General features: G+C 57.8%; 16 protein-coding genes and 3 tRNA genes. 12 read left to right on the forward strand and 7 right to left on the reverse strand.

All coding sequences use genetic code 11. The features are described from left to right. The 3 genes from MLC70_RS00595 to nadA all read left to right on the forward strand — a co-directional run bounded on the left by MLC70_RS00595 (position 1) and on the right by nadA (position 1,380). Positions 1-76: transfer RNA gene (locus tag MLC70_RS00595), tRNA-Lys, on the forward strand. A gap of 51 nt (positions 77-127) precedes the next feature. Next, positions 128-203: transfer RNA gene (locus MLC70_RS00600), tRNA-Lys, on the forward strand. Positions 204-318: 115 nt separating this feature from the next. Beyond that, on the forward strand, positions 319-1,380 hold the full coding sequence (gene nadA, locus MLC70_RS00605; protein WP_248181035.1) for a quinolinate synthase NadA: 1,062 nt from the start codon (positions 319-321) through the stop codon (positions 1,378-1,380). A 5-nt stretch (positions 1,381-1,385) separates the two neighbouring features. Here the strand turns inward: nadA and MLC70_RS00610 are convergent, their stop codons facing one another. Then, positions 1,386-2,804: a M48 family metalloprotease gene (locus MLC70_RS00610; protein ID WP_248181291.1), complete on the reverse strand. Its 1,419-nt coding sequence runs from the start codon at positions 2,802-2,804 to the stop codon at positions 1,386-1,388. Between the two features lie 214 nt (positions 2,805-3,018). Between MLC70_RS00610 and MLC70_RS00615 the strand changes: the two genes are divergently transcribed. The 7 genes from MLC70_RS00615 (at position 3,019) to MLC70_RS00645 (ending at position 9,029) form a co-directional block, all read left to right on the forward strand. Continuing rightward, a complete protein-coding gene (locus MLC70_RS00615) occupies positions 3,019-3,246 on the forward strand; it encodes a sulfurtransferase TusA family protein (protein ID WP_248181036.1) in 228 nt (75 codons plus the stop codon). A 61-nt stretch (positions 3,247-3,307) separates the two neighbouring features. Next, the gene (locus tag MLC70_RS00620) at positions 3,308-4,387 is read left to right on the forward strand and encodes an AI-2E family transporter (RefSeq protein ID WP_248181037.1); all 1,080 of its coding nucleotides are present in this window, start codon (positions 3,308-3,310) and stop codon (positions 4,385-4,387) included. 87 nt (positions 4,388-4,474) lie between these two features. Further along, entirely contained in the window at positions 4,475-5,353 is an 879-nt protein-coding gene (gene dapA / locus MLC70_RS00625; protein WP_248181038.1) for a 4-hydroxy-tetrahydrodipicolinate synthase, read from the forward strand. Between the two features lie 34 nt (positions 5,354-5,387). Beyond that, complete coding sequence (gene bamC, locus MLC70_RS00630; protein WP_248181039.1) at positions 5,388-6,485, forward strand: NlpB/DapX family lipoprotein; 1,098 nt, start codon at positions 5,388-5,390, stop codon at positions 6,483-6,485. A gap of 44 nt (positions 6,486-6,529) precedes the next feature. Continuing rightward, positions 6,530-7,243 carry a phosphoribosylaminoimidazolesuccinocarboxamide synthase gene (gene purC / locus MLC70_RS00635; RefSeq protein WP_248181040.1) on the forward strand — a complete coding sequence of 238 codons (714 nt, stop codon included), beginning with the start codon at positions 6,530-6,532 and terminating at the stop codon, positions 7,241-7,243. Between the two features lie 35 nt (positions 7,244-7,278). Next, entirely contained in the window at positions 7,279-8,007 is a 729-nt protein-coding gene (locus MLC70_RS00640; protein WP_248181041.1) for a TIGR04219 family outer membrane beta-barrel protein, read from the forward strand. A gap of 14 nt (positions 8,008-8,021) precedes the next feature. Next, positions 8,022-9,029, forward strand: coding sequence for an NAD-dependent epimerase (locus tag MLC70_RS00645; protein ID WP_248181042.1), 1,008 nt, complete (start codon positions 8,022-8,024; stop codon positions 9,027-9,029). Between the two features lie 48 nt (positions 9,030-9,077). Here the strand turns inward: MLC70_RS00645 and MLC70_RS00650 are convergent, their stop codons facing one another. Then, on the reverse strand, positions 9,078-9,899 hold the full coding sequence (locus MLC70_RS00650) for an RluA family pseudouridine synthase (RefSeq protein WP_248181043.1): 822 nt from the start codon (positions 9,897-9,899) through the stop codon (positions 9,078-9,080). Positions 9,900-10,034: 135 nt separating this feature from the next. On the opposite strand from MLC70_RS00650, the gene MLC70_RS00655 reads away from it, so the two are divergent. Beyond that, positions 10,035-10,559 carry a lipocalin family protein gene (locus MLC70_RS00655; protein ID WP_248181044.1) on the forward strand — a complete coding sequence of 175 codons (525 nt, stop codon included), beginning with the start codon at positions 10,035-10,037 and terminating at the stop codon, positions 10,557-10,559. An 86-nt stretch (positions 10,560-10,645) separates the two neighbouring features. Here the strand turns inward: MLC70_RS00655 and MLC70_RS00660 are convergent, their stop codons facing one another. From MLC70_RS00660 to MLC70_RS00680, 5 genes are all read right to left on the reverse strand, one after another. After that, positions 10,646-11,200, reverse strand: a complete 555-nt coding sequence (locus tag MLC70_RS00660) for a PEP-CTERM sorting domain-containing protein (RefSeq protein ID WP_248181045.1) — start codon at positions 11,198-11,200, stop codon at positions 10,646-10,648. Between the two features lie 233 nt (positions 11,201-11,433). Beyond that, positions 11,434-11,510: transfer RNA gene (locus tag MLC70_RS00665), tRNA-Val, on the reverse strand. A gap of 54 nt (positions 11,511-11,564) precedes the next feature. After that, complete coding sequence (locus tag MLC70_RS00670; RefSeq protein ID WP_248181046.1) at positions 11,565-12,515, reverse strand: DMT family transporter; 951 nt, start codon at positions 12,513-12,515, stop codon at positions 11,565-11,567. A 254-nt stretch (positions 12,516-12,769) separates the two neighbouring features. Next, a complete protein-coding gene (locus MLC70_RS00675; RefSeq protein WP_248181047.1) occupies positions 12,770-13,375 on the reverse strand; it encodes a YceI family protein in 606 nt (201 codons plus the stop codon). Beyond that, positions 13,372-14,097 carry a CDP-alcohol phosphatidyltransferase family protein gene (locus tag MLC70_RS00680; protein ID WP_248181048.1) on the reverse strand — a complete coding sequence of 242 codons (726 nt, stop codon included), beginning with the start codon at positions 14,095-14,097 and terminating at the stop codon, positions 13,372-13,374. Before MLC70_RS00680 ends, MLC70_RS00675 begins: the two co-directional genes overlap by 4 nt. Positions 14,098-14,227: 130 nt before the next feature. Between MLC70_RS00680 and MLC70_RS00685 the strand changes: the two genes are divergently transcribed. Further along, positions 14,228-15,274: a zinc-dependent alcohol dehydrogenase gene (locus MLC70_RS00685; RefSeq protein WP_248181049.1), complete on the forward strand. Its 1,047-nt coding sequence runs from the start codon at positions 14,228-14,230 to the stop codon at positions 15,272-15,274. The last annotated feature ends 22 nt before the right edge of the window (positions 15,275-15,296 follow it).

Below are 15,296 nucleotides of genomic sequence, written 5' to 3' on the forward strand. Positions count from 1 at the left end.
GGGTCGTTAGCTCAGTTGGTAGAGCAGTTGGCTTTTAACCAATTGGTCGAAGGTTCGAATCCTTCACGACCCACCAAATTGAAAGTATGGCAGCTGGCTGAGCGGTTGCGGTGCTTGATCCTGTTATGGGTCGTTAGCTCAGTTGGTAGAGCAGTTGGCTTTTAACCAATTGGTCGAAGGTTCGAATCCTTCACGACCCACCAATAAGAGACGAAGCGTCATGCTTCTGATCTGAAAAAGAGCCTTCGGGCTCTTTTTTTTTGCCCGCACGCACCCAATGATATACTCCGATGGCCACTGAAACACAGAGACGCAGTAATGACACAAGCCGAAGACCGCATTCTGGTTCAAGAGCATCTGGCGCACCAGGCTGAACCGAAACCGTTAAGCGATGACGAGAAAGCCCGGCTCGAAGCTCGCATCCGTCAGGCGTTGAAAGAGCAGGATGCGGTGTTGGTCGCGCATTACTACACCGACCCGGAAATCCAGCGTCTGGCTGAGGAAACCGGCGGTTGCGTCGCTGACTCTCTCGAGATGGCCCGATTCGGTAATCAGCATCCGGCGACGACCGTTGTGGTGGCGGGTGTGCGCTTCATGGGTGAGACCGCGAAAATCCTCAACCCGGAAAAGCGAGTGCTGATGCCCACTCTGGAAGCTACCTGTTCGCTCGACATCGGGTGTCCGGCGGATGAGTTCGCGGAGTTCTGCGATCAGCATCCGGACCGCACTGTGGTGGTGTATGCCAATACCTCAGCCGCGGTGAAGGCGAGAGCCGACTGGGTTGTCACCTCCAGCTGTGCTCAGGCCATCGTGGAATCACTCGATGCCAGGGGCGAGAAGATCCTCTGGGCGCCAGACAAGCACCTGGGCCATTATGTGCAGAAAACCACGGGCGCCGATGTGTTGTTGTGGGATGGGTCGTGCATTGTGCATGAGGAATTCAAGTATCGCGGTCTCGAAGATCTGAAAGCGATCTACCCGGATGCCGCCGTGCTGGTCCATCCGGAATCTCCGGATGCCGTTGTGGAAATGGCCGATGTGGTGGGATCCACTTCACAGCTTATCCATGCGGTTCAGACGTTGCCTAACCAGCAGTTTATCGTTGCCACCGATAACGGCATTTTCTATAAGATGCAGCAGCTGGCTCCGAACAAAACGCTGATTGAGGCGCCGACTGCGGGTAACGGAGCAACCTGCCGAAGTTGTGCTCATTGCCCCTGGATGGCAATGAATGGGCTAGAAAACCTGCTCCATGTGCTTGAGCACGGAGACCAGGAAGTGCTGGTGGGAGACAACCTCCGTGAGCAGGCCCTAAAACCACTGACGCGAATGCTGGATTTCACGGCGGGGATGAATCTGCAGGCTGCCGGCAACGCCTGATCCGGCTAGCTGCGCCGGGCAATCAACTGTTCGGTAATCTCGGTCAGGCGTTCGGTCACAATCTGGCGCATGGGTGCCCCGGCCGGCAGCTTTTCCTGCGCCTGGCGAAGCTGTCGCTGGGCTGCTTCCAGATTTCCCATCAGCGCCTCATACTCCGCCCGAGCCCGATGCACACCGACGATATTCCGTGCCATGCCCTCTGCCTCGGCGAGCAGGCTCCACAGAGTCTCTTGATTCGGACGTTCCCGGGTCAGTCGCTTCAGATAGTCGGCGGCTGCCTCGCCGTTGCCCTCAGCAGTTTCCACCTCCGCCAGCCGATAGGTGATCGGATAATTTCCCGGATTGCGTTCGAGCGCGTTTTTTAATCGGCTCCGGGCCTCGTCCAGGTTGCCCTGTGTGATCAGGGCTTCAGCCAACGTCACCACATAGGTAATGCGCCCGGGATTATTTTCCAGCAGCCTCTCCAGCACGGCGATGGCACTACCGGGGTCGCCGTTGCGCAGGTGAGCGGCGGCCAGGCCATACCGTATGGCATCGGTTTTTTCGGTGTCCGAACGATTCAGGTAGTCCTGGAAGGTATCCACCGCGACTTTGCCGGAGCGGGCGTAGTGAACCTGCAGCCGGGAGCGTATCAGGTGGTACTCCTGGGTGTCCTGGACGTCCCGAATCGGGTACTGCTCTGCGCGGTTACGGGTATCGGAGACGCGGCTCTGGGTAAGAGGGTGGGTCGAGAGGTACTCAGGGACCCGGTTTCCCTGCAGGCGGTTCTGCCTCATCATGATTTCAAACATTTCAGGCATGCCCCGTGGGTCCATACCGGCGTCAGCCAGAATGTCCATGCCGACCCGGTCCGCCTCCTGCTCGTGGGCGCGGCTGTAGGCGAGCATGTTCTGGATCGAGAGCGCTTGAGTGCCGGCAATCGCCGCAATGCCGATGTCAGACTGGGTGACGGCAGACAGCACGATGCCGGCGAGCATCCCGGCGAGGGCCAGCGGGGCGCTGGTTTCCTGTTGCTCCATCCGGCGCGCAAAATGCCGTTGGCTCAGGTGGGCCAGTTCGTGGGCCAACACGGAGGCAAATTGCTGCTCGCTGCGGGCATTCAGCATGAGGCCGCCGTTAATGCCGACAATGCTGCCAGGCACCGCGAAGGCGTTGATATCCGGGCTGTCGATAATCGCCAGAGTCAGGTCGCGGTTTTTCAGGGGGGCCGAGGGCACCAGGCGGTAGATCACGTCGTGCAGGTAGTCATAGACCAGTGGGTCGGATATCTGGGGCGCGGACCGGCGAATGGAGACCATGACCTGACGACCGATCTCTGTCTCCTGCTGCTCCGAGATCAGACCGCCGCCCGCTCCCCCGATGGACGGTAGCGTGCTGTCCTGGGCCTGGGCCGGGATTACCGGCAGTGCCGCGATCACAAGCATCAGCGCCCGTATCAGCCATGCCCGGGCCGGTGTGTGGTGAGAGGAGAAGGTAAGCATCAGTGTCTGAAATCCATTGCCAAATCGCTTGATAGGACAGCATTTTGCCATTAAAAGTTCTAGTACCCTTCATTAAATACGATTGAGGTGCAATCAGGGGGCAGTGCCGTCATAATGCCGCCTCGTTAATACAGGTTCTGCAAGGTGTGGACCGTTCATGGCTCAGAAAATTCTGGATGCATCCGGGTTGCGGTGCCCGATGCCCTTGTTGAAAACCAAGCTCGAACTCAACAGCATGTCGCCGGGCGATGAGCTTGAAGTGATCGCTACCGATTCCGGCTCTGCCCGTGACATTCCTGCGTTCCTGAAACTCTCCCGCCATCATCTGGTGAGTTCCGAGGAGGCCGGAGGCCGCTTCCGGTTCGTGATAAGGTGCGGCGACTGACAGCGCCGCCGTCGATGTTCAGGTACTAACGGTCCCACACCGTGTTTCCACGGAGATGTACATGGTCAGAATTTTACGCGGTCTTGCCCACAAATACTTTTCAGATGACGAAGCCGTCATCCTTTTTCTGCTTCTGATCACGGGCACGGTATTTGTCATTCTGTTCGGCGCCATGCTGGCGCCGGCGATTGCCTCGGTCATCATTGCGTTTATCCTGCAGGGTCTGGTTACCAAGCTGACAAGAACGGGTGTGCCTGAAATTGTTTCCATCATTGGCGTTTTTCTGGTGTTCCTGGGCATTCTGGTCGGGTTCATCTTTGGCTTGCTGCCGCTGCTGTGGACCCAGGTGACCTCGCTGGCCGGTGAGGCGCCCCGGATTATTCGGGAGTTGCAGTCCTACATGGAGTTGCTGCCGCAGCAATACCCGACGCTGATATCCATGGAAGCGGTCAGTACCGTCTATCGTCAGATCAGCACCGAAGCAGGGCATCTGACCCAATGGCTGGTGTCTTTTTCCCTCTCGAGTATTCCGGATCTGGTGGCGCTGCTGATCTACATAGTGCTGGTGCCGATTCTGGTGTTCTTTTTTCTCAAGGATCGCAACCTGCTGCTGACCGCGATCGCGCGGCTGCTGCCCCCGCAGCGTCCGATGATGCTCAGAATCTGGCACGAGGTGAACCTGCAGTGTGCCAACTATGTCCGCGGCAAAGCGGTTGAAATCCTGATTGTGGGTGGGGTCACTTACATCTCCTTCAAGGTGCTGGGCATGCCTTATGCGGCGCTGCTGGCCTTACTGGTGGGCCTGAGTGTGGTGATTCCCTACATCGGTGCCGCCGTGGTGACCATACCCGTGGCCATGATCGCATTGTTTGCGTTTGGCTGGGGCTCACACTTCATCTGGGTGATGGTGGTCTACGGCATTATTCAGGCGCTGGATGGCAACGTGCTGGTGCCGGTGCTATTTTCCGAGGTGAACAATCTGCACCCGGTGGCCATTATCGTGGCCGTGCTGTTTTTCGGAGGCATCTGGGGGTTATGGGGCGTATTCTTTGCCATCCCGTTGGCCACCATGCTGAAGGCCGTGTTTTCGGCGTGGCCGGTGAAGGACAGCCCAACTGAGGAAAGGGTCGAGCAGGGCTGATGGACAAGGGCATGACATCGCCTTTAATTCCCTTGTGTCAGTACGCACCCAACATTACCATATCGGTTTTATTCGGACGGAGCTTTTATGATTACGGGTAGCCTTGTCGCACTGGTCACACCCATGCATCCCAATGGTGACATTCACTGGGAGGATCTGGACAAGCTGGTGGACTTTCATCTTGAAAACGGCACCGACGGTATTGTTGCCGTGGGCACCACCGGTGAATCCGCGACACTGGATCCCAAGGAACATTGCCGCGTCATCGGTCACATCATAAAGCGTGTCAGTGGCCGTATCCCGGTTATTGCGGGAACCGGTGGCAACAGCACCCGGGAAGCCATCGAACTGACCACTGAGGCTCACAAGCTCGGCGCCGACGCTTGTCTGCTGGTTGTACCGTATTACAACAAGCCGACCCAGGAAGGCCTGTACCGTCATTTCAAGGCGATCGCCGAAGCCGTTCCGGGTATGAGCCAGATGCTGTATAACGTCCCGGGCCGCACGGCCTGCGACATGCTCAACGAGACGGTTGAGCGCCTGGCAGATATCCCCAATATTATTGGCATCAAGGACGCCACCGGTAACATTCCACGGGGTACTGAACTGATAGCGGCGGTGAAGGGGCGCCTTGCGGTCTATTCCGGTGATGATGCGACAGCCGCCGACCTGATTCTGGCCGGTGCCAAGGGCAACGTTTCGGTTACCGCAAACGTGGCGCCGAAGGACATGGCTCTGCTTTGTAAAGCAGCGATCGCCGGTGACCGTGAGGAAACGGCACGGCTGAACGAGTTGCTGATGCCGCTCAACCGCAAGTTGTTCCTCGAGGCTAACCCCATTCCCGTCAAGTGGGCGTTGCAGCGGATGGGGATGATCGGCGAAGGTATACGTCTGCCGTTGACCCCACTGAGTGACAAGTTCCACGGTGAAGTTGAAGATGCCCTCAAGGCCTCAGGTGTACTCTGAGCTTTCCGTACCACCAAAACTCTGGAGTAGCCTGATGGTGTTCCTGTTCAGGACAGCAAGAAAAAACGTGATGGGCACGGCAGCGAGGATAACCGGTCTGGCCGTGCTTCTCACTGTCAGCGGTTGCAGTCTTCTCGAGGACCGTTCCGAGCGTTACGTCAACGCCAGTGAGGGCGAGCCCCTGCGCCTGCCGGAACAGGCGGACGACGCCCGTTTCGGCCAGGTTATGCCGGTTCGGGAGGTGACTACCGCCGATTCTGGCAAAATGTACCGCGATTCCATTCCCACGCCGCCCGATATGACCTCGGAGATTCTCGAGGAGAACTACGTGGTGGAAGAGCTTGATGGCCAGATGTGGCTGTTGATCAATGACGTGCCCGGCCGGGTCTGGCCCGCGGTTTCGTCCTATCTGAATGACCGAGGCCTCGGTGTCGCCCATGACAGTCCGCAACTCGGGCTGCTGCAAAGTGAACTGGTCAACTTCAGCAAACGCGCGCGAACACTGATGGAGCTGGACAGCGATCCCGGCGCCGGAGAGCAACTGCTGGTGGTTCAGGCCCGTGTGGCTCCGGGCGTGCGCCGCAAGACCACAGAGGTGCAGCTGCGGGTGAACGAAGTGGACAGCAATCCGGATCAACTGCTGGCGTGGCAGACGGGCTCTGTACCTTCCCGGGATGACCTCGATGCGAGCGAGAAGCTTCTCACGGACATGGGCGAGTTCCTCAAAGGTCGCGAGGAGAGCAAGTCCTATTCCCGGGCAGCTCTCGGTATGGTCAGCGAGCCACTGGTGCGACTGAACTCCGAGAATGACCAGCCGGTGTCCATTGAACTGGACCTGGACTACGGTCGGGGCTGGTCTGAAGTCAGCCGTGCCTTGAATGAAGCGGAGATTCCGGTGGTCGACCTGAACCGCAGTGCGGGCTGGTTCAATGTGGATTTCCGCAGCGAGTCGGAACGTGATCCCGGCTGGTTCAGCTGGTTTGCCGATGAAGAAGAGGCGAAGCACACTTTTGATCTGAACGTTGAAGAGCAAGATGGCGTGTTGGTAGTAACGGCATCGCGAGCCGATGGCTACGACGGTGACAACCGTTCTCCAGAGCTGCTCTCGGAATTGTTCGAATATCTTTATTAATTACCAGGTGCCGGCTGCGGGCCGGTCATCTCCGGAGACCTGAAATGGAAAAGCGCGAAGAACTGTACGCTGGCAAGGCCAAATCTGTTTACCGCACGGACGATCCCGAGCGGTTTGTGCTGGTGTTCCGTGACGATACTTCTGCGTTCGATGGCGAAAAAAAAGAGCAGTTGAACCGCAAAGGCATGGTCAATAACCGTTTTAATGCCTTTGTCATGGAAAAGCTGGAGGCCGCTGGTGTGCCCACGCACTTCGAGGGGCTGCTGTCGCCGACCGAGTCACTGGTGAAAAAGCTGGATATGATTCCGGTAGAGTGCGTGGTTCGAAATGTTTCCGCCGGCAGCCTTTGCCGCAGGCTGGGTGTGGAGGAAGGGCAGAACCTGACTCCGCCCACCTACGAGCTGTTTCTCAAGAACGATGCCTTGCATGATCCGATGGTCAACGAGTCTCTTGCCGTAAGCTTCGGCTGGGCCAGCGCTGACGAACTCGCGCGAATGAAAGAGCTCACCTATAAGGTGAACGATGTGCTCAAGGCTTTGTTTGACGACGCCGGCATGCTGCTGGTGGACTACAAACTGGAGTTCGGCCGTTCTGGTGGCGATATCGTTCTGGGTGATGAGTTCAGTCCGGACGGTTGCCGTATCTGGGACAAGGAAACCCGCAAGAAGATGGACAAGGACCGTTTCCGCCAGGGATTGGGTGAAGTGATTGAAACCTACGAGGAAGTTGGTCGCCGTCTGGGCATTCAGTTCGACTGACCGACGATAACCATACAACAACGAATGGGTGTTACATGCGTAAACTGATTCTTGCCCTCGGCGGCGCCACCGCATTGGCAGCGCCTGTGGTTCACGCCGATGTTATCGGTCTGGGTGCCAACGTGAGCTACTGGGACTCGGACCTTTCCGGCGATGTCCGCAACGGCGGCGATGCGGTCGATGTGGATAACGATCTGGATCTGAGCAGCGACTCCAACGCCAATCTGAGCGCCTATATCGAGCACCCGGTTCCCTTGCTGCCAAACGTGCGGCTGAACTACACGAAAATCGAGCAGGACGGGCGTGGCGAAGTGTCGCTTGCCGGATTCGATGGCGTACAGGGCGAAGTCGATTCTTCCCTTGAGCTCACGCAGCTGGATCTGACGCTCTATTACGAAGTGCTGGATAACTGGGTGAATCTGGATCTGGGTATTACCGCCCGTGATCTTGACGGGGAGCTGACCGTGCAGGAGGTTCTCGGAACCGCCGTCAGTCAAACAGAAGTGGACGCTGTCATCCCGATGGGCTATCTGGCTGCCCGTTTTGACCTGCCGTTTACCGGCGTTTCCGTCGGTGGCGAAGCCAATGTTATCAGTTTTGACGGTGACTCAGTCTACGACTACAACGCCTACGGTCAGTTCGAGGTTGCGCTGTTGCAACTGCGAGCCGGCTACCGCCAAATTGCCATCGACTACGAAGATGGCGACGACGAGTTGGATATCGACCTCGGTGGCCCCTTTGTAAGCGCCGGCGTTCGATTCTGACAGGGAGAGATACCTTGAAAATCCTGGTAACGGGAACCGCCGGGTTTATCGGCTCGCACCTTGCTCACCGCTTGCTGGATCGCGGTGACGAGGTGATTGGCGTGGATAACGTCAACGACTATTACGACGTGAGCCTGAAGGAGGCCCGACTTGCGCGCCTGACTGGCAAGCCGGGTTTCACCGAAGTCCGCAAGGACGTGGCTGACCGTGAGGCGATGGAAGCGCTGTTCCGAGAACACAAACCGGAGCGGGTAGTGCATCTGGCAGCGCAGGCGGGGGTTCGTTATTCCCTCGAGAACCCCCATGCATACGTTGAGGCGAACCTTGTCGGGTTTATGAACATCCTCGAGGGCTGCCGTCATAACGACGTCAAGCACCTGGTCTATGCCTCCAGCAGCTCCGTGTACGGCGCTAACGAAGCCATGCCGTTCTCGGTGCATGACAACGTGGATCACCCACTGAGCCTCTACGCCGCCTCCAAGAAAGCCAATGAGCTGATGGCGCATACTTACAGCCATCTGTATAACCTGCCGACAACGGGGCTGCGCTTCTTCACGGTCTATGGCCCCTGGGGTCGCCCGGATATGGCTCTGTTTATCTTCACCAGGAAGATTCTGGCGGGCGAGCCGATTGACGTCTTTAATCATGGCCACCACAAGCGGGATTTCACCTACATTGACGACATCGTCGAAGGTGTCATTCGCACGCTCGACCATGTCGCCGAGCCCAACGAGGACTGGAGTGGTGCGCAGCCGGACCCGGGCACCAGCAAGGGACCGTACCGAATCTACAACATCGGCAGTAACAATCCGGTGGAGCTGTCGCGCTTTATTGAGATTATCGAAGAGCGGGTAGGCAAGAAGGCGGATAAAAACCTGTTGCCGTTGCAGCCGGGTGATGTGCCGGCCACCTATGCCAATGTGGACGATCTGATCAAAGACGTGGGTTACAAGCCATCCACAACGGTAGACGAGGGCATTGCCAACTTCGTCGACTGGTATCGGGATTTTTACAAGGTGTAGTCGACACACCAGACGAAAAAGGCCAGCGACTGCTGGCCTTTTTTACGATCAGGCTCTCGGCAAAACGCTGTTCAGAGAAGCTGGCAGATTAAGTTGACGTTTTTTTCGGCTCAGCGGGCAGGTGAACTCAAGCTCTGCGGCCACCAGCTGCAGGGGCACCGCAGCCGCGGTGCCGTAGAGCCGGTCACCTGTAATCGGGTGGTTCAGTCCGGCGAGGTGGCGACGGATCTGGTGTTTGCGGCCAGTTTCAATGGTCACCTCCACCACCGTCGTGTTGCTGTCCGGATCGTGCGCCAGGGTAGTGACATGGCTGATCGCTTCCTTGTCTTCCACCGGCGCATTGATGCACATCGCGTTGGCCTCGAGATGACCGTTGACCCGTGCGTGGTAAAGCTTGCGCAGGGCTCGTCCGGCGAACAGATCTGACAGCGCTGCGGCAGCTTTGCTGTCGTGGGCGATCAGCATCAGCCCCGCGGCGTCTGCATCCAGCCGGTGAACGAGAAAACAGGGCTTTGCCAGTCGCACCTCCGCCTCGCGCAACAGGCTGCAATGATCGCCCCACTGTGATCCCTGGGCCAGCAATCCGTGCGGCTTGAACCACACGCTGTACTGGCCGAAGTCGGTCAGCAGTTCTGCCGGCTCGGCCTTGCGCGCCAGTACGATGTCATCGTAGAACAGTTGCAGCCGGGTGCCGGCTTTCACTTCCCGCTTCGCCTTCCGCAAGCGCACCTGTTTGCCTTTGTTGGTCCAGCGACAGGCGCCCTTGGCCATCGCGTCCTTGATGCGCATCTTGGACAACCCGGTTGCCTCACTGAGTGCATCTACGGCGGTCTGGGGCGTTTTCAGGGTAATGTCTACAATCGTGCGCATAGGGTTTTCGGTTCCGGGTAGGGAAGTGGCTGATCGAATACGGGCAGTATACCCGTAGTTACTGATGGGTACGCCCACTCCTGCGGGATTCGTGGGTTAATATTCTTTGTGGGTGCAAATTCAGGGAGCAGGGATATGAGAACGTGGGCGTTAGTGGCATTGATGAGTTTGCTGGCGGGCTGCACCAGCGTGCCGGAGGGCATTGAACCGGTTCGCGGTTTTGATGCGGATCGGTACCTCGGCTCCTGGTATGAAATCGCCAGGCTGGATCATTCCTTCGAGCGCGGCCTGAGCAACGTCCGGGCGGACTACAGCCGTAACGCAGATGGCAGTATCAAGGTCACTAACCGTGGCTACAACAGTGAGGAAGGTAAGTGGGAACAGGCGGATGGACGCGCGGTGTTTGTGGGTGACGACAGCACCGGTCACCTGAAAGTTTCGTTTTTCGGACCCTTCTACGCCTCCTATGTGGTATTCGAACTGGAACAGGAGGACTATTCCTACGCTTACGTGACCGGCTACAACCGTGAGTACCTGTGGTTTCTCTCACGCACGCCCGAGGTCAGTGACGACGCTCTTGAGGCGTTCAGGGCGCGCGCCAGGGCGGAGGGTTTTGATCTCGATGAGTTGATCGTGGTAGAGCAGGAGAAGAACATTTAAGAAGCGAACCAAAACCCGGAGATAACGACTGCCCCCGCACGTCGAGATTATTTACAGTCGTCTGTATCACGTACCGGGGCACAGGTTTAGTGTTTCTTTGCTCTGAGGGAGTAGCGCCTCAGACCAATAACCCCGAGGCCGAGTCCAAGTAATGACAGCGTGGCAGGTTCCGGGACGATGATCTTCTCGCCTGGCATCCATTCTCCAATATAGGCGTTCGAGTGGTTTTCGGTTGAAAAAATGAAATGCTGACCATCCGTGCCGTTGTTGAGAAAATGGGCCGGATTGCCATTGATCGGCATTGTGGCCTCAAGAAACATGTTTATGCTGGTGCCGTCGGGCACGGCGCCTTCCATGAATGAATTGATGCCGTAGTAGCCCGATCCATCCTGGTTTAACCACCTGAACTGGGCTGTAATGTCCGCTCCTCCCTGAAAATCGATATCAAAAAACCGTGTCGTATAGCGAAGCTTTGTGATCTGACGCGAGTCTGCGTCAACCAGGAGCGTCATGTCGGCGCGATCCGTTGCTCCCCCAGGGGTGCCGGTGCGCTCTTTTGTCAGAACCTCAAACGTGTATTGAATCAGTGTGGCTTCAGCCTGAGCGGAAAGAAACAGCATTGTTATCAGAATCCATTTCATTGGTCGTGCTCCCTGAATTACTGAAAAAGTTCGACAGCAAGGATCAGGCCACCGTCAATAAATCAGGGACTTACTGCCGTGTACCCAGGTCAACTGTAAGGAAGTTTGACGCGCCGGGATGACGGCGCGACCCGGGCGAACTGCTGGTGGCGGGGATGGGGGATTAAAGCGAACACGCACAAAAAAAGCCAGCTCTCACGCATTACGCAAGCAACTGACTTTCTTCACAGAGGTGGTAGGACCACCCAGATTCGAACTGGGGACCTCTACCATGTCAAGGTAGCGCTCTAACCAACTGAGCTATGGTCCTGTCTCTGCAACGGGGACGAAATATACTGATTCCGGCTGTGTGGGTCAACCACTTTTATACGGGCTTTCGGTGGCGCAGCCAGCCTTTCAGTGCCTTGCTGATCACCCCCCAACGGTTGACCAGCAACGCAGCAAAAATCAGCCCGCAACCGGCGAGTTGTGAGGCAACCATGGTTTCGGAGAACCAGCCGGCGGCAAACAGGGCGACCCACACCGGTTCCAGCACCAGAATAACGACGCCATGGCTGTTGGCCGACAGGCTCTGGGCGTAGGTCTGCAGCAGGAAGCGCCCGGCGGTGCCGATGACCGCGCTGGCGAAAATCCACCACACCAGAATCGGGGAAAATGCTTCCGCCGCCGGTGTCCAGGACTCCAGCAGTAAGGATTCGATCAGGGTCAGCACGCCAACGGTGAGTAACGCGATGGCGGTCAGGGGCAGGGCGGGAACCCGATGTTTCTCGACCGATTCACCGCGGCGGTTAATGACCGTCCGTTGGTTGGCGGCGCGGGTGTTCAGAGTAAAGTACAAGGCAAAGATGAACGCGGCCATCACGAAGAACAGCTGACCGAGCTCTGGACGAAACCCGTTCTTGAGTGACAACAGCGCCAGGCCGGCTACGGCAATGGGAATGGCAATCCAGGTGCTTGCCGGTTGAGGTTCCTTGAAGATTACTCGCGCAATGATTGGCACGATGACCACCCCGAGGCTGGTCAGAAAGGCGCCCTCGCCAACGTGAGTGCCGTGGAACAGACCCATGATCCAGCAGCTCATGGCAGTACCGAACACCAACCCGACACCGACGCTACGGCTCAGTTGATCGGCGGAAAGGCGCTTGAGTGACCGATAGGACACCAGCGCCAGTAGCCCGCCGGCGAGCAAAAACCGCGCAGCCATAAACAGCAGGGGCGGCATCAACAGGACGGCCTCTTTGGAGAACATCCAGCTGATCGCCGCGAGCAGGGTCACAATGATCAGAAAAAGGTCGGATTTGTGCGCGTTGGACATCGGTGTTCCGCTTAACCGGTGAGCAGAAGAAAACAGGAAAGCGGACAATGTATAGTTTGCGAACTAAAAAAGAAAGATCCGCACGCTGGTGGGTTTGCGGTAGCGGCTGTCGCCCTTCAGCCTGAGCCACTCAGCCTCGTTTTCCAGCAGGCAAGGGATCACAAGGCAATCGGTGGTAAACCAGGCTCACTGGTCAAAGAGCTGGCCTGAGAACCCAAAAGAGTGTCTCAGGCCAGTAATCTTGCGCACAAATGCTAGAAGAAGCTGGAATCCTTGATCGCCTCGAAGCCAAACCTCAGTTTTACTTCATCGCCGACAAGTTCAGGATCCAGGCCGTAGGTCATACCCCAGTCGCTGCGCTTGATGGTGGCTTCTGCACTGATCCCAAGCGTGTAGTCCTTGTGCCCGATGGGGTACTTGTCGGATTTGTTGAGCGTGACATCCACGTCCACAGGCCGGGTCTTGCCCAGCATGGTGAGATCCCCGGTCACCGTGCCGGTGTTCTCGCCGGTGGTTTCGAAATCGGTCAGCTCGAACGTGACCTCCGGGTATTTTTTGCTGTCGAGGAAATCCGGTTTACGCAGGTGTTCGTCGCGTTTGTCGTGGTTGGTGAACACGCTATCGCTGCGGAAAATCAGAGTACCGGAACTGAGTTCGTTGGCCTCTTCATCGAATTCAAAGCGGCCTTCGATGTCACGGAACATTCCGATCACGGGGGCATAGCCAATGTGCATGACCTCAAACGCCATGGAGAAATGTTCGTCATCTACCACGAATTTTTCCGGTTCGGCCAGCACCGGCGTTGTCGTCGCCGTCAGCAGTGCCGAAAACAGGGCTGCGTGAGCAAGGTTGGATTTCATGTGGGTGTTCTCCTTTGATAAAGCCAGTGCATGTCCGTCGCGAAGGAATACACGAGCAGAGTCAGTGCAGCGGCCAGGGTCCAGGTCGCAAACCCGGGGCTTGCGGGTGGGAGTACAGCAACCATCAGCGTGGCAACCTGCCAGACGCAAACGGTTTTACGGCGAAAGCTGTCGGGAAGCGGATCGTTCAGAAAAGGCAGGAAATGCCCGGCTATGACGAAGGCATAGCGCATCAGTCCGAGCAGCAAAACCCACCATCCTGCCTTGTCCAGGGCAATGACCGCGACACACAAACCAAGAATGAAGAGTGCGTCCAGTTCCATGTCAAAGCGGGCGCCAATGGCGGTTTGTGACCGGGTCTTCCGAGCGATGGCACCGTCGACACCGTCCAGGATCAGTGCCAGCAGGCAAAGTACGCCATAGAGCCACAGCCACGGTCCCAGCCTGTCGGAGAAGGGCGCCAGGCTGATCAGGGTGATAACCAGGCTTCCGCGTAACAGCGTTGCCCGGTTAGCCCAGCCGAAGTCGCGGCCGGCAGGCCAGAAGCGGAGCAACAGTCCTGCCATTGTGCCGAATAGCGCAGCGGCGATGGCGTGCAGGAGAGGGCCGGTTTGAGCGATAACATCGGCCCCGAACACCAGCGCGGCGGTGACCATGCCCGCCCAGACAATATCCAGGTACGTCGGCCAGCCAACTTGTTCGGAGCGAAGGGGGGAATCCATGCTGTAACCTCGACGTATTTCAACAGGCCTTTCTCAACTATAGTTGTTGAGACTGAGTTTAGTTCCCTACGGCCGGCGGTTTGAAACAGACCTCCGCCCGGCGGTGAAACCCCCGAAGCAAGGAGGCATTATGTCCCGTTCTGACCCAGAAGTATCCGAAGCCTGCGATGAATCGGGGGTCGCTGACGATTCGGCCACGGAAGCGTTCTGGGTAACCGGGGCGGGCCGGGGCGCGATTCGTCCTACTGACGTCCGCACGGCCGCAGCACTGACGGCGTCGGAGGCGGCGCAGTCGGTGGTTGAGGTGGAAACCCTGTATTCCGGCGTGAGCCGGGGCACCGAATCGCTGATTTTCTCCGGTCACGTGCCTCCGGAAGAGTACCAGCGCATGCGCGCGCCTTTTCAGGAGGGAGAGTTTCCCTATCCGGTGAAGTATGGCTACTGCAATGTCGGCAAGGTCACCGAAGGAGACAAGACCTTGACAGGGCGAACCGTGTTCTCTCTGTTTCCCCATCAGCGCCGGTTCCGACTCCCGGCGACGGCGGTGATGCCGCTGCCGGATGGCGTACCGCCGGAACGAGCGGTACTGGCGGCAAATATGGAAACGGCCATCAACGGATTGTGGGATGCAGCGCCCCGGGTCGGAGACCGAATTGCCGTGGTGGGCCTTGGGGTGGTCGGCTTTCTGGTGGCCTGGCTGGCCAGCCGGATTCCGGGCACGCGGGTAACCGCCATCGATATTAATCCGGCCCGGTCAACGGTAGCCGGGGCACTGGGGCTGGCGTTTGAAACCCGAGCTCAGCGCGATGATCACGACCTGGTGTTCCACACCAGCGGCCATCCGGACGGTCTGAACACTGCGTTATCCCTGGCCGGTATGGAAGGGCGCATTGTCGAGATGAGCTGGTTCGGCACCCATGAGGTGTCCGTTGCTCTGGGCGGCGCATTTCACTCCAGACGTCTGGCCATGATCTCCAGTCAGGTCGGACAGATCAGCCCGATCCAGCGCCCCCGCTGGACCTACCCGGACCGTCTGAAACTGGCGCTGTCTTTGCTCGACAATGCCACGCTGGACGTCCTGATCACTGGCGAAAGCAGGTTTGAGGATCTGCCTCAGACCATGGCGACGCTGGCCGCTACCACCGATGAGCTTTGCCATCGTATACGTTATAACTGAAACATCCTCCACAGAATTCAGC

The sequence above is a fragment of the Marinobacter goseongensis genome, from assembly GCF_023156235.1.
GTDB lineage: Bacteria > Pseudomonadota > Gammaproteobacteria > Pseudomonadales > Oleiphilaceae > Marinobacter > Marinobacter goseongensis.